Here is a 21,219-nt window from a genome sequence, read left to right on the forward strand (position 1 = left end):
ACTCTATCAATATATTAATGGACCCGACTTTAGTCTTGGATTAAGCGTGCAATCTCTCACGCGAAAATCTTGAACCGAGAATCCAGACGATGCGGGCAGGTCTTATCGTGGCCTTCTGGGCTGTGGCGGCGATACTGATCGTCTCGGTCGTTGCTCTTCCTATCAGCCTCCAGGCACATCTCGTTGCAGGCCTCACGGTCGTGGCCTGCATGATCATCCTCAAGTTCTTCCGCGCCCAAGGCATCTGGCGACTGATCGCCCTTGCCCTCGGCACCGCCATCGTCCTGCGCTACGTCTTCTGGCGCACGACCAGCACAATCCCGCCGATCACCGAAGTCACAAGCTTCATCCCGGGGTTTCTGCTGTATCTGGCCGAGATGTACAGCGTCATGATGCTGTTCCTCAGCCTTTTCGTGGTGTCGAGTCCGCTGAAATCGCGCAAGGCGCCCCAGATCGACCCGCAGAACCTGCCGACCGTCGATGTCTTCATTCCGAGCTATAACGAGAGCGCCGACCTTCTGGCGACAACCTTGGCGGCGGCGAAAGGCATGACCTATCCTGCCGATAAGGTCACAGTCTGGCTGCTGGACGATGGCGGCACCGACGAGAAGTGCAATTCGAGCAACGCCAACACCGCCCATCAGGCCCGCGAGCGCCGCGCCGAACTGCAGGCTCTTTGCGCCACGATGGATGTGAAATACCTGACCCGGGCGCGCAACCTGCACGCCAAGGCCGGCAACCTCAACAACGGTCTTGAGCACTCGACCGGCGATCTGGTCGCCGTTTTCGATGCCGATCATGCCCCCGCGCGCAGCTTCTTGATGGAAACGGTCGGGTATTTCACCACGGACAAAAGCTTGTTCCTGGTTCAGACGCCGCACTTCTTCATCAATCCCGATCCGCTGGAGCGCAATCTCGGCACCTTCCAGACCATGCCGTCGGAGAACGAGATGTTCTACGGCGTCATCCAGCGCGGCCTCGACAAGTGGGATGCGGCCTTCTTCTGCGGCTCGGCCGCTGTGCTCCGGCGTGAAGCCCTGCAGGAAACCAACGGCTTCAGCGGCGTCAGCATCACCGAGGATTGCGAGACCGCCCTCGAGCTCCATTCCCGCGGCTGGACGAGCGTCTATGTAGACAAGCCACTGATCGCCGGTCTGCAGCCGGACAGCTTCGCAAGCTTCATCGGCCAGCGCTCGCGATGGGCGCAGGGCATGATGCAGATCCTGCGCTACAAGTTTCCGCCCTTCAAGCGCGGACTGAAGATCTCGCAGCGGCTGTGCTACATGTCGAGCAGCATGTTCTGGCTGTTCCCGTTCTCGCGGTTCTGCTTCCTCGTTTCGCCGCTCTGCTATCTCTTTTTCTCGCTTGAGATCTTCACCGCATCGGGAGGCGAGTTTCTCGCCTATACTTTCACCTACATGATGGTGAATTTCATGATGCAGAACTATCTCTACGGCCGTTATCGCTGGCCGTGGATCTCGGATCTCTACGAATACATCCAGACGATCTACCTGCTGCCGGCCGTTTTGTCGGTGATCGCCAATCCCAGCAAACCCACGTTCAAGGTCACGTCCAAGAACGAGACGATGGACGAAAGCCGCATTTCCGAGTTGGGAACACCCTATTTCATCATCTTCGGCATCCTGATCCTCGGCGTCATCGCCACGGGGGTACGCGTTTGGGCCGAGCCCTACAAGGCGGACCTCACTTTGGTGACGGGCGCCTGGAACGTTCTCAACCTCATCATTGCAGGCTGCGCTTTGGGCGTAGTGTCGGAGCGCGCCACGAGGCGCCAGAGCCATCGGGTTCGCGTCGAGCGACCCTGCCGCTTCATCATGGGCGACGAGGTCATCGACGCGGTCCTGAAGGATGTGTCGGTCGGAGGCGCACGGGTTCACGTTCCGCCGTCCGCGGAGCCGAAGTTGAAGAAGGGAGCGTCGGGCACCCTCGAATTCCAACCCTTCTCGAGCCTTCCCGTTCAGCATCTGCCGATAGAGATCCGCAAGGTCGGCATGGACGGCAACGGGCTTTTGCTTGGCTGCCGATTCCTGATCGAGAGGCCCGAACACCGCCGGATGATCGCCGATCTCGTCTTCGCCAATGCGGATCAGTGGAGCGAATTCCAGAAGAACCGACACCACGACATCGGCGTTCTGCGCGGTACGCTCTGGTTCTTCATGGTCGCGTTCTACCAGACGGGACGGGGCCTCTCCTATTTCTTCGGCCTGCAGAAGATCGGCACCTCCAATCCTCCGGCGCCGTCCGTGGCTCCGGCCGTCAAGTAGAGGTCTCTCGTGCGTCGGGCTCTGATCCTTTCTTTGCTGGCCGCTCAAGCGTTGGGCATGCAAAACGCCATTGCGCAGGCACCGTTCAGCATGTCGCCCGGCGCGTCGAACACGCCCCCGGCTACTCGCCCCGCACCACAGCAGGAACCGGCGCAACAGGCTCCGCCGGCGGCGCCTTTCGACATGCGCCCGCAGGGTGCAGGAAGCACAACGCCCCCCGCATCGCAACCGGCCGCTCCGGTACGGCCTGCATCGCCGCCCCCATCAGCGCCTCCTTCCAGTGCTGCTCCGGCCTTCAACATGGGGACCCAGCGCCCTGCTCCGGCAGTTCCTCCGCAGGCCGGCGGCACGGCTCCTGCCAGACTCACCGCGCCGGCAGCCACGGCGGCCCGAAGCGCAGCACGCATCGAGCGACCTATCCTGCCGTTCGAGACCATCCGCCTCGAAGGTGAGACGGATGCGAGATCTTGGACATTCCATCTCACCCAGGACGAGGCATCGAGCGGCGCCAGCATCGCGCTCGGTTATAAGAATGCCGTCGTCGTGATGCCCGAAGGATCGCGCCTGAGGATCGCCATCAACGGCGAATCGATCATCGATACGCCCATCTCCTCATCCAACGACATCAAACGATTGACGGCCTCGATCCGCCCCGGTCTCCTGCGGGCAGGACAGAACATCATCCGTATGGAGGCCTTCCAGCGCCACCGGACGGACTGCACGGTCGAAGCCACCTACGAGCTGTGGACCGACGTGGACTCCGCCTCCACGAAGCTCGTCTTCGCCGAGGGCGCCACCAAAACCTTGCGCGGCTTGGACGACCTACCTGCCATCGGCGTCGATAACGCGGGTGTGACGACGATCCGGGTGATCGCGCCCAAGATCTACCGCCCGGAAATCCGCGACCGCCTGCTGCGCCTCGTGCAACTCGTTGCCTTGCGCGGCCGCTATGCCCATCCCGTCATCCAGGTGGTGGAATCCGATCCTGGCCCATCTCCGATCGGCACCATCAAGGTGGCCATGGGTTTGGCCAGCGAGTTGCGCGGCCTGATCGCCGGGGTACCGGACGCGGCGGGGATACAGCCGCTCACCATGATGATGCAGGAGCCGGGCTCCCTGGGCTCAACCCTCGTTGTCTCCGGACCGACCTGGCAGGATCTCGACACCGCCATCGGCATCGTCGGAGCGCGGGGGTTCAATGCCGCGCAGGTGGAACGCGGCATGATCGACACCGCCTCCTGGCATTGGCCGGAAGTTCCGACCGCCTTCGGCTCCCAATCGTTCCGTTTCGCGGATCTGGGTGTCCCGACGCAGGAATTCTCCGGACGGCGGCTGAAAACCGGCTTTTCCATCAACCTTCCCTCGGATTTCTACGCCACGGAATATGGCGAGGCCATCCTGCATCTGGATGCTGCCTACACGTCGGCGGTGCGGCCGGGCAGCCATGTCAACGTGTATGTCAACGGCATGATCAGCACGCAGATGACGATCACCTCGCAAGGGGACATCGTCCGGCGACATAACGTCAGAGTGCCTCTCAGGAACTTCAGATCCGGACTGAACCACATCAGTGTCGAGGCTATCCTGCTGACGGACGCCGATGAGCGCTGCGCTCCGGGAGAGACCCTTTCCGAGACGAACCGCTTCGTTCTGTTCGATACCACCGCCCTGGAATTTCCGACCTATGGACGCATCGGACGCCTGCCGGATCTCGCTGTTCTGAGCGCAGGCCATTTCCCCGACGAGGATCTTCCGACGACAGTGGTTCTGGCCCGGCCCGATCCTCTGAACTATTCCGCCGCCGGCACGCTCCTCGCCCGCATGGCTCGCAGCGCCGGCGCTCCGGTGCGCGCGCAGTTTTCCAATGCAGCATCAGCCGATGACGAGTCGGTGCTCTTCATCGGCGCCGTGGATCAGATCCCGGCCGGGCTGCTCAACCGCGTGAAGGTGTCGGAGCATCTGCGTATGATCTGGCCTTCGACGCCGGCTGCAGGCGACGGGCCTGGGCCACAGACGGCGAGCACGGATTTCAGCCTTCCCGCCGCTCAGGTCTCTCCGGACCGCCTGGCCACCGCATCGACGGACGAGGTTCGCAAGCGCTGGGCGGAGACGTTTCAACGGCGCGGCGTTTTACAGGAGACGATAGGCACCCTGCAGGACTGGCTGGAGAAGACCTTCAGCCTCTCCCTCAGTTCCCTGTCGCTGGAAGAGCGCGCCGATGCGCCCTATGAGCCGCCGCAGCGTGCTTCTCTTCTCATTGCGCAGAACCGCACCGAAGCATCCGGGGTGTGGACCCTGGTGACGGCCAGGACAGATAAGGCTCTGGCGGCTGAAATGGCCCGGCTGGCCAACCCGGCAATCTGGTCCCAGGTCACGGGCCGGGCTGTCGCTCTCGAGCCTAGGGAGATGAAGCTGCAGGTCGAGCCGATCAAGGATTACCGCTTTGTGCAGACGCAGCCCCCATCCCTGACGAACCTGCGCCTCGTTGCGGCGAACTGGATGTCCGCCAACATTCTGCCCTACGCGCTTCTCCTGCTGGCTTGCTGCACGTTCCTGGGCATCGCCACTTCCCTGCTCCTGAACCGTCTGGGACGTCGGTCATGAGATCTCAGATCCCAAGGCCCGTCCAGACTCTGATCTGGCTCTTTGCCGCCTTCTTCCTCATGACATCCATGGCATCTTCGCAGAGCCTCTCCGTTCAGCCTCTGAATCTGCTCGGGTCCATCCCTCCGGCCGATTGGGAGGCCTATCGCTCGCGGTTTGTGGAGGATAACGGGCGGGTGGTCGATACGGCCAATGGCAATATCAGTCACAGCGAGGGACAGGGCTACGGGTTGCTGCTGGCCCTGGCTGCCGCCGACAGGCGCTCCTTCGAGCAGATCTGGAACTTCACCTTCACCGAACTTCTCATCCGGGACGACGGCTTGGCCGCCTGGAAATGGGATCCCGCCGGCAAGCCGCGGGTCACCGACCGCAACAACGCCACCGACGGTGACCTGCTGATCGCCTATGCCCTGGCAAAGGCGGGAGCGGCCTGGCAGGAACCCCGCTACACGACAGCCGCGCAGAAGCTCGCCAAGGCCATCGGCAAAAGCACGTTCAGCCGCAGCGGCCGGTCCCTGGTTCTCCTGCCCGGTGCCCATGGCTTCGGCGCAGGCGACCGTCCCGATGGTCCGGTCGTCAACCTCTCCTACTGGGTCTTCGAAACCTTCCCGGTCCTCGCGGCCCTGGCACCCGAATACGAATGGAACCGGGTCTGGCGGGACGGAGTCATGCTGCTGCAACAGGCTACCTCGGGCCGTATCAGGCTTCCTGCCGACTGGCTCTCGCTTCAGAACGGACTGCAACCCCAACCGGCAGATGGCTTTCCTCCCGAGTTTGGTTACAACTCGTTAAGGATACCGCTTTACCTGTTGAGAGCAGGGATGACCGATATGGAGTGGCTGAGGGCACTCAAACAGCGCTGGTCTGCGGAAAACGAAGGGGTTGCCGTGGTCAATGTGATGACCGGACAGGTCCGGGAGCAACTGACCGATCAGGGTTACGCCATTCTGCCAGCCGCTCTGGCCTGCGCGCTCGACGGAACGCCTGTTCCCGAGCCGCTGAAGACCTTCGAGCCGAGCCTCTACTATCCGTCGACCCTGTATCTTTTGGCGAAGTCCCTGCTCGGGGAAAAGTATCCGCAATGCGTCTAGTCGGCAGTGCCATAACGATTGCGGTTGCAATCCTGGGCTTCGCGGCGATCGCGCAGCAGACGGGCTCCGGCACCAATCAGCCGCCGGCCCAATCACCGCCGCCGACGCCTGCGGCGAATGGATCACAGCCTCAGGTCGATGAATCCGCTCTGCGTTATTTCGCATCCCAGGGCGATACCCGCCGGGTGAATGCGGAAATCGCACGATTGCGTGCCCTCTATCCCAATTGGACTCCCCCAAGCGATCTGTCGCAATTGTCGGGAGGCGCCGCGGCTGCGGCGCCCGATCCGCTCATCGAGCGCCTGTGGAACCTCTACCGGGAAGACCGGATCGCCGAGGTCCGCGCCGCCATTGCCGAACGCCAGACGTCAGACCCGAACTGGAAGGCCCCTGAGGAGCTCGTCGCGGCTCTTGAGACAGTCGAAGCGCGCCGCCGCCTGACCAATGCGTCGGATACGGGCCAATGGCGGACGGTCCTGCAGGTGGCCACGGAAGCGCCCAGCCTCCTGACGTGCGTCAACGTGGACGTGCTGTGGCGCGTGGCGGAAGCTTTTGCCCGGACGGATCAGCCCAACCGGACGAGGGACGTGTACACCTATCTCCTGCAGAATTGCGCGAACCCGGGCGAGCGCCTGGCAACCCTGCAAAAGGCATTGACTCTGCTTCCTGAGCAGCAGGTGACCGCCCTGCTGCAGTTCGAGCGCAAGACCGGCGAATCTCCGGACGATTTCAGCTCGATCCGGGACGAGCTCGCTCGCCGCCGCGTCGAGCGGGCCTCCCTGGACAGCAAGATGACCGCGTCGGCCGAGGATCTCACCGTCGTCGAGCGGCTGATCCAGAATACGAACGAGTCCGGCCCCGTTCTGATTCTCGGGTGGTACAATTACCATCACGGCAATCCGGCGCGGGCGCTCGAACTGTTCAAGACGGCTCTCGACCGCAACGCCGGAGCGAAGGCGGCCGAAGGCTACGCCATGTCGCTGCGCGCGCTCGAACGGATTTCCGAAGCGGAAGCCTTTGCCTATGAATGGCGGGAGCGCGCGCCTGAAAACATGAAGATCTATCTCGACGTGGCGACGGCGCTTCTCAGCCAGGACCCGCCGCCGCGCCTCGAACCACAGGTACTGACGCGAATCGTTCCCGTCGTCACAGCACAGCGCTTCTCCGATGCAGCCCAGGCCCTGGGCTGGTACTCCTACAACACCCAGCAGATCCGCACCGCGCGCGACTGGTTCCGCACGGCCCTGAGCTGGAAGGCCGACGATGAGGCCTCCGCCTATGGGCTGGCTCTCACGACCCAGCGTCTGAACGACCGTGCCGGCTTCAACGCCGTGGTTGCCCAATGGCGGAGCCGCTCTCAGCGCATCGCGGATCTGGCGGACGGGATCAACCCGCCCTCCGGACGACAGCCCGCCGCCACGCCTCCCATTGCCGCACAGGCTCCCATGGCGCAGGCGGTCGAAAGCACTCCGCTGCCGGTCCAGCCCCGGCTGGTCCCCCGTCAGGCTACAGTCGAACAGGTCGAAACCGAGCAGACCTTCTCCCGGACGGAAGACAATGTCCGGCGCCGGCAGACCCAAGCGCGGTCGGCCCTCGGGCGCAGTTGCGCCATGACGCGCAATCCGGCCGGCCTGTCAGGCGACAGCGCTCTCACCCGCGGCTGGTGCCTCATGGAGATCAACCGTCCGATGGAAGCCGTGGCCGCTTTCGATCAGGCCATCGCCACCGGCAGCAGCCGCACCCGCGAGGAGGCGGCCTACGGCAAGTCCCTTGCCTATCTGCGCAAGAATCTGACATCCGAGGCGGCGATTGCGGCCGCCGAGGCGCCGCAGACCCGCGAGCGTCGCGTGGAACTCGGGGCCTCAATCCTGACGCAGCGGGCGCTGGCGGCCTATCGCGACGGGCGCTATGTGGAAACTCTCCTCGCCTTGAGCGAAAGGGCCAGGATCGTCCCGGAACAGAACGATCTCCTGCTCATTCGCGGCTGGTCCTATCTGAAGCTCGGTCGCTACGGCGACGCGGAGAAGGTTTTCCGCGCCGTTCAGCAGACGGGTTATTCCGAGGAAGCCGCTGCCGGACTGAACGCCATCCGCGAAGTCACCGGCCAGATGCGCTACTAGCGATCGCACGGGGGTGGTTGCCAGGCTGAGCTTTGCCCCTATCTATGGGGCGAATAGGCTCAGCCTATCCTTGACCTCCCTCGACTCGAATTCATGGCCAGCTTGCAGATCATAGTGTTCGACGTGTGCGGAACCGCCTGCGCCTTGCACCGGAGCGCAGCACGCGAGCTTCTGCCGCTGCCGCGCCTGTGGCGCCCCCCGGTCCTGCCGCGGCCGGTGGCGGGCTTCTTCAACCTGGGCGGCCATGCGGTTCCGGTCCTCCGGCTCGATGTGCTGTTCGGGCTTCAGCAGGGTGAGGGCAATGCCGAGGCGGATCTCTATCGTCATCTGATCCGTGTCGACCGATCCAGCGTACAGGGGATGGCCGCGCTCCTCGTCGACCGGGTTGTCGATGTCGCAAGCATAGATGCGTCTCAGCTCTCATCCGTCGATGAGGAAGGCACCTTGAACGGTTGCGTCGAGGCGGAGGTCACATGGAACGGGCGCCTCGTCCATCTGCTTTCGGTCGAGCGCATTCTCCTCGCCGAGGAGCAGCAGGTTCTGACGGAGCTCGGACGCCAGGCACAGAACCGGCTCAGCGAATGGACGGTCCCGGCCTGATGGCCGCACGCGCACCCGCTGTCCCGCTCATCGATGCCGGCTTTCCTCAACTCAAAAGCCGCATCATCGAGCGTACAGGGCATTTTTACTACCAGGACAAGGACGACCTGCTCTGGGAGCGCGTCCGCAAGCGTCTGCGCGCGACGGGGCTTTCCGATTCAAATCTGTATCTGAATCTTCTGGATGATGCGATTTCCGGCCCTGCCGAGTGGGGCAAGTTGGAAACGGAGATCACCATCGGCGAGACCTTCTTTTTTCGCTACGCAGAGCAGTTTGCGGCTCTTCGCGAGACGATCCTGCCCGAGATCATCGACAGAAAGAGCGCCACGCGACGGCTGCGGATCTGGAGCGCAGGCTGCTCAACCGGAGCGGAGCCCTATTCTCTTGCCATTTTGGCCCACGAGATTCTCGGTGGAAACCTCGAAAGATGGCGTGTCAGCATCGTCGGTACAGATATCAACGACAGCTTCCTCAACCTTGCCAAGCAGGCACGGTTTGGAAAATGGGCGCTTCGATCGATGCCGGCATCCGAGCGAGAGCGCTTTTTCCTGGACGCTGGAAAGGACCAGTGGCAGGTGCGGCCGGAATTCCGCTCCCTGGTCCGCTTCGAGAAACACAATCTCCTGAGCCTTCTCGACGGCACCTCGCCGCTTGAGCTCACCGACTTCGACCTGATCCTCTGCCGGAACGTCCTGATCTACTTCCATCCGGACATTGTGATCCGGATCGTCGAAGCCCTGCGTGACCGCCTCGCCGAGGACGGTTGGATGCTGCTGGGCCATGCGGAGCCCAACCCAGCATTCTCGACCATGATGCAGACCCTGAATCTGCCAGGGACAGTGGCCTATCGGGCCAAATCCGGCCAGGTGCCTCCTCCAGCCCTGCCGCCTGATCAGCGCAAGCCAAATCTGACTGGTTGGGTGCCGCTCCTCCCTGATCCGAAGCCTGCGGGACAGGTCAGCCGGGAAACTCGTCCCCGTCCTGTCGAAGCTCCGCCGCCTTCCCCTGCGTCCCCTGCCGCTCGAGCTCCGGATGCCCCGCTGGATGAGATCAGGGCCCTGGCCAATAACGGCGCTTTCGCAAAAGCCGATGCTCTCTGCCGGAAGGCCCTTGCCGCTCAGCCCCTGAACGCCACCCTCCACTTCTATCAGGGCCTCGTCCTGCAGGCGCTCAGACAACCCGCTGATGCTGAGAAGAGCTTCCTTAAATGCATCTACCTCGATAAAAGCTTTGCCATGGCCCACTACCACCTTGGACTGCTGCTGCTTGCGGAGGGGCGATCCGGGCCGGCTCGGCGCGCCCTGACCAATGCCGCTCGCATTGCCGCTGCAATGCCGGATGACCGCCTGCTCGAGGAAGCGGACGGTGTCACCGCCAAGGATCTGCGCAATCTGGTCCGCGTCCATCTCGAATCGTCAGCGCCGTCTAAGCGTCGGAGGTGACCATGGCAAAGTCTGTGCGTCGCAAGCTGAGGCAGATGGAACGGGTCCGCATTCGCTCCGCCGAGGAGCGGGTGCAGCAGATCCTCGACGAGCGTACGGAACGCCTCGCGGCCCGAAGGGATGCGGCATCAGCCCCGGCAGAAGCTTTGCCCCGTGCTTTGGTCTGCGGCGCGGGCCGCGAGCGCTTCGGCATTCCAGTCGATGGGGTGGCGGAGGTTCTGCCGTCGCAAAATTGCACCCCGGTTCCCGGCGGGCCACCCGCTCTGATCGGCCTATTGGGGCGGAGCGGACGGCTGGTGAGCGTGATCGATCTTGGTCTTGCACTGGGCCTCGAACCATCCTCAGCGGATATTGAGAACCGTCACTTCGTCCTGCTGCGTCGCGAGCAGCCGCAAGTGGCGCTCAGGGTCGAGCGCGCCTATACGGTCGCGGACATTCTTCCCCTAACGGGAGAGGAGGCTGCAGGTTTCCGTAATGATGCCGTCACCGGGTATGGCAAAATTCAGTCCGGTCGCGCGGATCAAGACGAAACGCTCTCTCTTCTCGACATCGACCGCCTCCTGCGCCCTTTCCTGCCCTCCTCCTCTCTTTCCGGAGTTTGACGTGACGATCTCGATCGCCAACCGTATCCTTCTCGGCTTTGCCGTCATCGTCGCGCTGATGGTCGGGCTTGGCATGTACGCCATCAACCAGCTCGACGATGTCCGCCAATCGACGGACACGATCGTGACGCGCGATCTGGCACTGATGCGCCAGATCGAAGAATTGGGCGATTTGCAGAACAACATGCGGGGATTGCGAGAGGAAATCCTATCGCGCTTCTTCCTGCGCTCCCTTGGTCAGCAAGCTGCTAGTGACGATCTGATCCGCTCCTGGGAACAGCAGGCCGCCGCGACCGAGGCCGCGATGGCGCAGGCGCTGGCAACGGTGAACGACTTCGCCGCGCGGTCGATCACACCGCAGAGGGCTGATGCCTGGCGGCGCATCGCCGAGATCCTCAGCCGCGCCAGCGGAGATCTGCGGCAGCTCCGCTCGTCATCAGAGCGTCAATTCGCGGCTCAGCAGAGCAACGACCTTGCAGCGTTGGCTGCCACCCAGAACGCCCTGAACACCAGCCGCGAATCTTGGAACAGAAACCTGGTTCAAGCTCGCAGCGGCCTGGGCGAAGCGATCACGATCGGACAGAGGCGGATTGGTGAGGCATACGAGCAGAGCCGGATGTCGATCATCCTGGCTGTGGCGGGTGCGGCACTCCTGAGCATCCTGATCACCTATGCTCTGCGTTCCTCCATCACTGGGCCCCTCGGCACCTTCATGAACTTCGTCGAACGGGTCGGCCGCGGCGAACTTGGCGGCCAGATGGCGGTTGCCGGCAAGGACGAGATCGGGCATCTCGGGGCAACGCTCAACACCATGGTCGAGGGCCTGCGCCAACTCGCTCAACAGAGCCGTGAGGCGACCGAGAACTTGAATGCCGCCGCGGCAGAAATTCGTGCGTCGACTCAGGAACAGGCGGCCTCCGTGGAGGAACAGTTGGCGGCCGTTCAGGAAACTGCCGCGACCGTGGACGAAATCACGCATTCGGGCACACAGATCGGCAAACGCGCGCAGGAAGTCATCGCCTCCGCACAGGCGGCCGCTCAGACCAGCATATCGGGGTTGCAGGCCGTCGAAGAAACCGCGCGCGCGATGGATGCCATCCGCGAGCAGGCGGAAGCCGTGGCGGAAAACATCGTCTCTCTGAGCGAGAAGACACAGGCCGTCGGCGAGATCATCACCTCGGTCAACGACATTTCCGAGCGCACGCATCTTCTCGCTCTCAATGCTGCGATCGAAGCCGCCGCAGCCGGTGAGAATGGGCGCAGCTTTGCCGTGGTGGCTTCCGAGATGAAGACCCTTGCCGATCAGGCCAAGGATGCAACCCTGCAGGTGCGCTCGATCCTGGGTGATATTCAGCGCGGCATCAACTCATCCGTGATGCTCACCGAGGAAGCGGTGAAGCGAGTCGCCGCCGGCAAGGAGCGGACGGACATTACCCAGCAGACCATCACCGGCATCTCCGGACAGATCCAGGAGAGCGTTCAGACCTTCCAACAGATCATCGCCTCGACCAATCAGCAGCAACTCGGCATCGAGCAGGTGATGGGAGCTCTCCAGAACATCCGTCAGGCCAGCCAGCAGACGGCTGCCGGAACCCGCCAGCTCGACACGGCGGCCGCCAACCTGTCCAGCCTTGCGCAGCAGTTGCTCGGCCTTGCCGAGCGCTATCGCCTGTAGGCGTTCGGCGATGAGGACACGCGCATCGTGACGGATATCCGCAAGCAACTGCTGGCCGCCTTCGAGGCGGAGCATCGCGAGCATCTCCAGGCGATTCGGACTGCGCTTGACCATGCAGGCGAAGGCGGAATCGACCTGACGGATGTCTTTCGCCGGGCGCACAGCCTCAAAGGCGCCTCCAGGGCCGTCGACCTGTCGGCCGTGGAGGAGGTCGCTCACCAGCTGGAAGCACTCTTCTCCCAGGTGCTCGACGGGCAACGATCCTTGGACGATGCCACCATCGCAACGGTGCGCCAAAACCTCGACCTCATCGAAGATCTCGTGGCTGATGTCCTGAACGCGCCGGAGCCGCAGACGCTGCCAGCTCCGGCGTCGAAGCCTGCGCCACGCGAACCCGAGCCGAAGACTTCCAAGTCTGATGTGCCTGCACCCGCTGACATCGGTTCAGGATCCTATCTCCGCGTCGATGCCGAACAGATGGAGGAACTGTCTGATTCCATGCATCGGCTTCTTGCGGAACTTCAAGCCGATACAGGGATCGACGATACCTTGCGGCAGATCGAGTTGGAGATCCGGGGCCTGAGGAGAAATTGGGATCAGCTCTATGCGCAGGTGAACGCCATGAGTTCTTCAATGCAGCAGAGCCGCGGCAGCCCATCCTTCGCCCCGCGCCTGCGCGATTTCGATCAAGGCCTGAAGGTCCTTTTTCGCAAGGTATCCGCCCTGTCGCGCGACAGGCGACAATCCAGCTGGTCCATGGAGCAGGCAGCCCGTCAGGTCCGCGACAACATCGACCGCGTATCCCTCGTCTCGGCCGAAACGGTTTTCGGCGGATTCGGCCATATGGTGCGTGAGATCGCGCGCAAAGCCGGCCGGGACGTGACCGTGCGCAGCTTAGGCCTCGACATTCAAGTGGACCGGCAGGTGCTCCAGGCGCTCAAGGATCCTGTGATGCACCTCTTGCGCAATGCGGTGAGCCATGGGGCCGAACCGCCGGAGGAGCGGCTCGCCAGGGGCAAGCCCGAGCGGGCCGAGGTGATCCTGGAACTCGCCTCCCGCGGCGGACGGCTCGCTATCAGCATCCGCGACGATGGTCGCGGGCCCGATCTCCCCCGGATCGAGCAGGTCGCCGTGGACCGCGGGCTGCTGCAGCCGCGGGACACAGGCCACCCGCCTCCGATGATCGACCAGCTGCTGTCTCTCGTCTTCACGCCCGGATTCTCGACCGCCGGCGAGGTCGATCGGCTGTCGGGCCGGGGCATGGGTCTTTCCGTCGTCGCGGAGGCGGTCCGCAAGCTGCAGGGATCAGTCCTGCTGAGGCCTCGCTATCCCTATGGAACGGAGGTTTTGCTGAACGTGCCCTTCACGGCGGCGCGGCAGCCGCTGCTGCTGCTCGAAGCCGAGGGGCGGATGTTCGGCCTGCCCGCCCATGCGGTGGAGCGTCTCCTGCGGCTGCCTGCCGATACGCTGGAAAGTGTGGAAGGCCGCCCAACGGTACGGATCGAGATCGGCGGGCAGGACGTTGTCGTCCCAGTCGTCACCCTCGCAGCCCTGACAGGATCCGCCAATGCCCCCTTCCCCACCGAGGCAGGATACGTGAAAGCCGTGCTCGTCCGTCACGGTTCCCGTACCTGCGCACTTGCCGTCAATGCGTTCCACGATGTTCGCACGATGCTGGTCAGCGACGTTCAGGCGATCGGACTGACCGAACTGGTCTCGGGCACCGTTCTCCTGGATAACGAGATGCCAGCGCTGGTGCTGAGCCCGGACAGGCTTGTCGAGCACTGGGTCAGGAACGAAAGCAGGCTCGCTGCCGGAGGCTTGGGATTGACCCAGCGGGCTCCCGACGAGGAGCGCCGGGCGAGGACCATTCTCGTGGTCGACGACTCCATCACCACCCGCACGCTCGAGAAGAGTATCCTGGAGGCCCAGGGCTATGAGGTTCTCCTCAGCGTCAACGGAATTGATGCCCTCCACGTGCTGCGCTCGGGAGAGGCCATGGTGGATCTCATCATTGCCGACGTGGAGATGCCGCGCATGGATGGCTTCGGCCTGCTGCAGGCCATCAAGAACGACCCGCGGCTCTCGCCATTGCCCGTGATCCTCATGACGTCGCGCGCTGACCCGGACGATGTGCGCAGGGGTCTCGATCTGGGCGCGAGCGCCTATATTACCAAGCAGAAGTTCGATCAGCGCGAGCTCTTGGCGACGATCGGGCAGGTATTGTGAGTTTCGTGCGATGAGTATGGCGCCTCAGTCGCGGGTTCGGGTGATGGTCGTCGAGGATTCCCTCGTCGTCCGGCAGCTGCTCGTCCATATCATCGCCAGTGATCCGCGCCTCATCGTCGCCGCCGCCGTCGGTTCCGCCGAGGAGGCGCTCCGGGAAATCGGGCGCGTGCAACCCGACGTCGTATCCATGGATATCCGTCTTCCGGGAATGGATGGGCTGGAAGCGACGCGCCGAATCATGTCTGAGCACCCGACGCCCATCGTCGTCATTGCCGACAGTATCGAGGATTCCTCTCTCAAAATCTCCATGAATGCGCTTCGGGCCGGCGCGCTCACAGTCGTGGAAAAGCCTGTGGGCCTCTCAAGCGCCGGCTATGCCGGGATCGCCAGCACCATCTGCACCCAGCTCTACATCATGAGCCAGGTACCCGTGGTCCGGCAGCGCTCATTCACGGCATGGCGGGAGAAAAGCGTCGTCTCGGTTCCCAGACGCGATCCGGAATGGGGCACGGCACGCCCGAGCATCATGGGAATTGCCGCTTCCACGGGCGGGCCGCCGGCCCTCGCCAAGGTTCTGGGCGCTCTCCCGGAAGACTTTTCGCTGCCGATCCTCCTCGTTCAGCACATGGGGGCTCCGTTCATGGAGGGGTTCGCCTCCTGGCTGAACGGGCTGCTGCCGCTGAAGGTTCGCCTGGCGCAGGATCAGGAGATCCCGATCGCGGGTCATGTCTACGTCGCTCCCGGGGACCGGCACCTCCTCCTGTCTTCTGCGGGCACCTTGAAAGTGAGCGGCGAGCCTCCCTTAGGCAACCAGCGGCCTTCCGCCACCATGCTGTTCCAGTCGATGGCGCGGTCGGCAGGCCGGAGGGGACTTGGAGTTATCCTGACCGGCATGGGTGAGGACGGGGCGCAAGGCCTTGTCGAACTGCGCCAAGCCGGCGGCTATGGGCTGGCTGAGGATGAGAGCACCGCCGTCGTCTACGGGATGCCGGCAGCGGCGACCCGCATGGGCGGCGTCAATGTCAGCCTGCCCCTCGACCTGATCGCTCCCAGGATCCTCAAGCTGGTGCGGGGAGAGGGCGAATGAGTGACGGCTCCGTTGCGCAGGCTGCCGAGATCCTGCTGGTCGAGGATTCGGAGACCCAGGCTCTTCAATTGCGTCATATGCTTGAAACGAACGGCTTCAGCGTCTCATGGCATGCCACTGCGGAGTCTGCCCTCGACAGCCTGAACGAAAACCTGCCTGATCTCGTCATCGCCGATTTCCACCTGCCCGCCATGAACGGAGACGAATTGACCCGTCAGATGCGCCTCAACGTGCGAACGCGGGCGATCCCCGTGATCATGCTGACGGAGGCCCGGGAGCGAGCCGTTGAACGCCAGGGCCTGGAAAGCGGAGCGGATGCCTACATCTCAAAATCCGCCGAACAGGAACTGATCGTCCTACGGATCAAGGCGCTGCTGCGCCGACGCTCGTCGCCCATGGGCGATTCCAAGGAGGAGCGGCAGTCTCCGAGCTTCGGCGCCTTCCGCCGGGCCTGCATCCTGATCGTGGAAGACAGCACGACCCGGCGCACCTATCTCCAGAACCTGCTCTCCCATGAGGGTTATGCGGTGACGCCGGCGTTGGAATCGGCCGAGGCTCTCCGGCTGGTCCGCGCGCCCGATGCCACCTGGGACTGCGTTCTAGTCAACCTGCTCAGCCCCGGCTTCGACGGCATCGAACTGTGTCGCCAGCTCAACCTCTATCGCGGTCTCGCGCCGTTGCCGGGCACGGACGCCCCAAGCTTCGCCATTGTCGGCATCGGCAATGAGGAGGGAGGTCACCTGCTTGCCCGCGCCTTTGCCGCAGGTGTGGATGACATCGTCCCTTCCACGGTGGAAGCCGATGTGATGCGCGTGCGCATCCGCGCGCTCGTCCGCCGCAAGCTTATGCAGGACGAAAACTGGCGTATCGAGGCGGAATTGCGTGAGCGGGAACTGGCTCTCGCAAAGGCGCGGGCGGAGGCCGCCTCCGCGGAGGCCCTGGCCAAGGCCAACAGGGAGCTCGCAGAAGCCAACGATCTCCTGAAAGGCACCCAGGCCCAGCTCGTTCAGGCGGCCAAAATGGCCTCTCTCGGCGAATTGGTCGCGGGCATCGCCCACGAGATCAACAATCCGCTCGCTTTCATCCAGGCGCATCAGGGAACTGTGGAGAAGCTTCTCGCAGAGATCGCCGCGAAACTCCCTGCGGAGGCAGGACTGGAGCGGCAGGTTCAGAAATCACGTGATCGTGTCGGCGCGATGAAGCTCGGCCTAGCTCGCATTCAGGAGCTTGTTCTTAACCTAAGACGATTTTCTAGGCTCGATGAGGGCGACTTCCAGACCGTCAACGTGCCGGAATCAATCGAAACTGTTCTGGCCCTCCTGGGCCATAAACTCGGCACCCGGATCGATGTCCGTCGCCGTTACAATGCCGTCTCCGACCTCTATTGTTCACCCGCCCTTCTAAACCAGGTGGTCATGAACATCGTCGGCAATGCCGCCGATGCGATCAAGGGCACCGGTGGCATAGACATTGAAACTGAGAGCGACGAGACAACCTATACCATCAAGATCAGCGATACAGGTCCGGGTATCCCAGGGGAATTGCGGGAGCGCATCTTCGAGCCGTTCTTTACGACCAAGCCCGTCGGGTCCGGAACTGGACTTGGCCTGGCGATCGCTTACAGCGTCGTCCAGGCCCATAAAGGATCGATCGCGGTGGATTCAGGCCCGCTTGGGGGCGCCCGCTTCACCATCACGATCCCGAGGCATATTGTTCAATGACCTTGTCGAGCGAGATGACTTCCACCCATGGCACGATCCTGGTCGTCGATGACGAGCCGGACATCCTGATCGCGCTCGAGGATCTGTTCGAGAACGACTACCGGGTCCTGACGGCCTCATCCCCGGTCCAGGCACTCGACATCATTCGGCAGGAGCCTGACATCGCCATCATCATCTCGGACCAGCGCATGCCCGAGATGCAGGGCGACGAGTTCCTCGCCAAGGCCCGCCATGAGACCGATGCCGACGCGATCCTTCTGACTGGGTATGCGGATCTCAAGGCGGTGATCGGTGCGGTCAACAAGGGCCGCATCATGGCCTATGTTCCGAAACCCTGGGATCCGGCCGCTCTCTCCAACATGGTGGCTGCGGCCTACCAGCGGCGGATGCTGGCCCGCAAGCTCGATACGGAGCGCGCGCTTCTGCACGGGCTGATGGAAAGCACGGGCGATCTGATCTCGTTCAAGGATCTGGACGGCCGTTTCGTCCGCCTGAATGCGAGCAAAGCCCGAAGTCTCCGCTGCAACGCGGAGGATTGCCTGGGCTGCAAAGAGCGGGACTATGTCTCGCCCGAACGGGCTACGATGATCGAGGAGGCGGAGCGCCGGGCCATTGCTGCGCGCGCGCCGAACGAGGTGATCGAGGAGCGGACCACTCCCGATGGCACAACCCAGTGGTTCCTCATCAACCACATCCCGATTCTCGACGAAGCAGGAACTGTCACGAATCTTGCCACCATCGAGCGGGACATCACCGAGCGCAAGCTGATGGAAATGCGCCTGCGGCAGGCGGACAAGATGCAGGCCCTCGGAACCCTTGCCGGCGGCGTGGCCCACGATTTCAACAACCTGCTGATGGCCGTCCTCGGCAGCCTGGACCTCGCGTCGCGCCGGGCGCCCGACGACCCCCGGCTAACGCGGCTGCTGCAGAACGCCACATACGCGGCGGAGCGCGGCGCCTCCCTGACCCAGCGACTCCTGAGTTTCAGCCGTCAGCGCGACCTGCGCCTGCAGGCCGTGGACGTGAATCAGGTCATCATCGGCATGAACGACCTGCTGACGCGAACCCTTGGCGGCGTCATCCGAATCGAGCGGCATCTTCATGATGGCTTGTGGACGGCCATGGTCGATCCGGATCAGCTCGAACTCGCCATTCTCAACCTGTGCATCAACGCCCGCGACGCCATGGCCGAGAACGGGCTCCTCACGCTCTCGACCCGCAATGAGACGGTGGACGAAGGCCGGATTTCGGAGTTGGGCAGTGGTGAGTATGTGGTGATTTCTGTCAAAGACACGGGCAGTGGCATTCCACCGGAAGTTCTGGCCAGGGTGCTCGAACCCTTCTTCACCACCAAGGAAGTGGGCAAAGGGACCGGCCTCGGCTTGCCGATGGTCTATGGACTGGCACAGCAATCCGGCGGCACCGTCACGATCCAAAGCACGGTCGGAGCGGGAACAACCGTCGAGCTTTACCTGTCCCGTGCGGCCATCGAGCGCGAGGACGGCCCGCAGGAGGTGAAAGCTGTTGCCTCCGATGCGCCCAAGGTGCGCATCCTTCTTGTTGATGACGATGCGGAAGTGAGAACTGTCACGGCTGCCTATCTGACCGATATGGGGCATCGGGTGGTAGAGGCTGCAGACGGATCATCAGCCCTCGACATCCTGAGAACGGACGATCAGCTCGACCTTCTCATTGCCGATTTTGCAATGCCCGGCATGACGGGAACCGATTTGGCCGACAAGGCACGGGAGGTACGGCCCAATCTGGGCATCCTGCTCGTGACCGGATATGCCGATCCAAAGCGGCTGCCGGACGGCTATCTGATGCTCCACAAGCCCTTCAGCCGCTCCGATCTGGCTGTCAAGGTCACCGAAGCCGCACAGGGAGTGCAGGATCGGAACCCGTCCGCCTGACGGGCTCCCGCCTGCCGGTTGTGAACGAAGGTTTTTGGACGCTTTTAGCTAAGAACCGTCCAGAATCGCGGAAAATTGACCCCTCACCGCATCGATTCCGGCTGCCGCAGAGGCAGAAAATGGTAAATTTCCTTTAAAAATTATCCATTGTTGCATCGACAGATTGACATTAACGGGGCTTCGCACCTTAACTCCGTCACAGAACGGCCACGAGTAGAGCCGTCTCAGAGGACTAGGTAATGAAAAAATCAGCCCTTTTCGCAGCCATTTGCGTCCCGGCCTTCCTGGCCGCCGCTCCCTTGGCCGCCAAAACCCTCGTCTACTGCTCCGAGGGCAGCCCGGAAAACTTCTATCCCGGCATCAACACCACCGGTACGTCGTTCGACGTCAACGAGCACATCTACGACAACATTGTCGATTTCGAGCGCGGCGGTACCCAGGTCGTTCCCGGTCTCGCCGAGAAGTGGGACATCTCTGCTGACGGCACGGTCTACACCTTCCACCTGCGCAAGAACGCGAAGTTCCATTCCAACAAGAACTTCAAGCCGACCCGCAACCTGAACGCCGACGACGTCGTGTTCATGATCGAGCGTCAGTGGAAGGAAGACAATCCTTACTTCAAGGTCACGAGCCCGAACCACTCCTACTTCACCGACATGGGCATGCCCGCCCTGCTGAAGTCGGTCGAGAAGGTTGACGACTACACCGTCCGCATCACGCTCAACAGGCCGGAGGCCCCCTTCCTGTCGAATCTCGCCATGCAATGGGCGGGCGTCCAGTCGAAGGAATACGCCGACGCCATGGCGAAGGCCGGCACCCCGGAGAAGATCGACCAAGAGCCGATCGGCTCGGGCCCGTTCTACCTCGTCCAATATCAGAAGGACGCCATCGTCCGCTTCAAGGCCTTCCCCGAATATTGGGGCGGCAAGGCGAAGCTCGACGATCTCGTGTTCGCCATCACGCCGGACGCTTCCGTCCGCTGGGCGAAGCTCCAGAAGGGCGAATGCCACGTCATGCCGTACCCGAACCCGGCTGACCTCGAGGCGATGAAGAAGGACCCGAACGTCACGGTCATGGAGCAGGCCGGCCTCAACATCGGCTATCTTGCCTACCAGACCACGAAGAAGCCTTTCGACGACGTGCGCGTCCGCAAGGCCTTGAACATGGCCATGAACAAGAAGGCGATCGTCGACGCGGTGTTCCTCGGCTCGGGCGTTCCCGCCACGAACCCGATCCCGCCCTCCATGTGGTCGTACAACAAGTCCATCAAGGACGACGAGTACAACCCTGAAGCGGCCAAGAAGCTCCTTGCCGAGGCTGGATACCCGAACGGTCTCGAGACCGACCTCTGGGCCATGCCGGTTCAGCGCCCCTACAACCCGAATGCACGGCGCATCGCCGAACTCATGCAGGCCGACCTCGCCAAGATCGGCGTGAAGGCCGAGATCAAGAGCTTCGAGTGGGGCGAGTACCGCAAGCGGGCCCAGGCCGGCGAGCACCAGATGGCCCAGCTCGGATGGACGGGCGACAACGGCGATCCGGACAACTTCCTGCACACCCTGCTCGGCTGCGCCTCGGCACAGAGCGCTTCGGGCTCGAACATCGCGAAGTTCTGCTACAAGCCCTTCGACGATCTCGTGACGAAGGCGAAGGTCGTGACCAACCAGGCCGAGCGCACGAAGCTCTACGAGGAAGCTCAGAAGATCTTCAAGGAGCAGGCCCCCTGGTTCACGATTGCTCACGCCGTGCAGCTGAAGCCGGTCCGCAAGGAAGTCGTGGATTTCAAGCTCTCGCCGTTCGGCCGCCACACCTTCTACGGCGTGGACATCAAGGGCAAGTAAGCTAATCCC

13 protein-coding genes are annotated in these 21,219 nt (G+C 62.9%); all 13 read left to right on the plus strand.

From position 1 onward, the window contains the following. The first annotated feature begins 89 nt into the window (after window positions 1-89). The 13 genes from bcsA to VB672_RS13360 all read left to right on the plus strand — a co-directional run bounded on the left by bcsA (window position 90) and on the right by VB672_RS13360 (window position 21,210). Complete coding sequence (gene bcsA / locus VB672_RS13300) at window positions 90-2,285, plus strand: UDP-forming cellulose synthase catalytic subunit (protein ID WP_329784675.1); 2,196 nt, start codon at window positions 90-92, stop codon at window positions 2,283-2,285. A 300-nt stretch (window positions 2,286-2,585) separates the two neighbouring features. Next, window positions 2,586-4,889, plus strand: coding sequence for a cellulose biosynthesis cyclic di-GMP-binding regulatory protein BcsB (locus tag VB672_RS13305; RefSeq protein WP_329784676.1), 2,304 nt, complete (start codon window positions 2,586-2,588; stop codon window positions 4,887-4,889). Continuing rightward, window positions 4,886-5,980, plus strand: coding sequence for a glycosyl hydrolase family 8 (locus VB672_RS13310; protein WP_329784677.1), 1,095 nt, complete (start codon window positions 4,886-4,888; stop codon window positions 5,978-5,980). Before VB672_RS13305 ends, VB672_RS13310 begins: the two co-directional genes overlap by 4 nt. Beyond that, a complete protein-coding gene (locus VB672_RS13315; RefSeq protein ID WP_329784678.1) occupies window positions 5,971-8,100 on the plus strand; it encodes a tetratricopeptide repeat protein in 2,130 nt (709 codons plus the stop codon). Before VB672_RS13310 ends, VB672_RS13315 begins: the two co-directional genes overlap by 10 nt. 93 nt (window positions 8,101-8,193) lie before the next feature. Beyond that, window positions 8,194-8,700 carry a chemotaxis protein CheW gene (locus VB672_RS13320; RefSeq protein WP_329784679.1) on the plus strand — a complete coding sequence of 169 codons (507 nt, stop codon included), beginning with the start codon at window positions 8,194-8,196 and terminating at the stop codon, window positions 8,698-8,700. Further along, a complete protein-coding gene (locus VB672_RS13325; RefSeq protein WP_329784680.1) occupies window positions 8,700-10,142 on the plus strand; it encodes a CheR family methyltransferase in 1,443 nt (480 codons plus the stop codon). The genes VB672_RS13320 and VB672_RS13325 overlap by 1 nt, the downstream gene beginning before the upstream one ends. Window positions 10,143-10,144: 2 nt before the next feature. Next, window positions 10,145-10,744 (plus strand): chemotaxis protein CheW, encoded by a 600-nt coding sequence (locus VB672_RS13330; RefSeq protein ID WP_329784681.1) that lies wholly within the window; start codon window positions 10,145-10,147, stop codon window positions 10,742-10,744. A 1-nt stretch (window position 10,745) separates the two neighbouring features. Further along, window positions 10,746-12,419: a methyl-accepting chemotaxis protein gene (locus VB672_RS13335; RefSeq protein ID WP_329784682.1), complete on the plus strand. Its 1,674-nt coding sequence runs from the start codon at window positions 10,746-10,748 to the stop codon at window positions 12,417-12,419. 27 nt (window positions 12,420-12,446) lie between these two features. After that, entirely contained in the window at window positions 12,447-14,648 is a 2,202-nt protein-coding gene (locus VB672_RS13340) for a hybrid sensor histidine kinase/response regulator (RefSeq protein ID WP_329784683.1), read from the plus strand. Between the two features lie 10 nt (window positions 14,649-14,658). Then, a complete protein-coding gene (cheB, locus tag VB672_RS13345) occupies window positions 14,659-15,735 on the plus strand; it encodes a chemotaxis-specific protein-glutamate methyltransferase CheB (protein ID WP_329784684.1) in 1,077 nt (358 codons plus the stop codon). After that, complete coding sequence (locus VB672_RS13350; protein ID WP_329784685.1) at window positions 15,732-17,456, plus strand: response regulator; 1,725 nt, start codon at window positions 15,732-15,734, stop codon at window positions 17,454-17,456. Before cheB ends, VB672_RS13350 begins: the two co-directional genes overlap by 4 nt. 14 nt (window positions 17,457-17,470) lie before the next feature. Next, complete coding sequence (locus VB672_RS13355; RefSeq protein ID WP_329784686.1) at window positions 17,471-19,369, plus strand: response regulator; 1,899 nt, start codon at window positions 17,471-17,473, stop codon at window positions 19,367-19,369. A 239-nt stretch (window positions 19,370-19,608) separates the two neighbouring features. Next, window positions 19,609-21,210: an ABC transporter substrate-binding protein gene (locus VB672_RS13360; protein ID WP_329784687.1), complete on the plus strand. Its 1,602-nt coding sequence runs from the start codon at window positions 19,609-19,611 to the stop codon at window positions 21,208-21,210. The last annotated feature ends 9 nt before the right edge of the window (window positions 21,211-21,219 follow it).

Source organism: Microvirga sp. CF3016 (assembly GCF_036314085.1).
GTDB lineage: Bacteria > Pseudomonadota > Alphaproteobacteria > Rhizobiales > Beijerinckiaceae > Microvirga.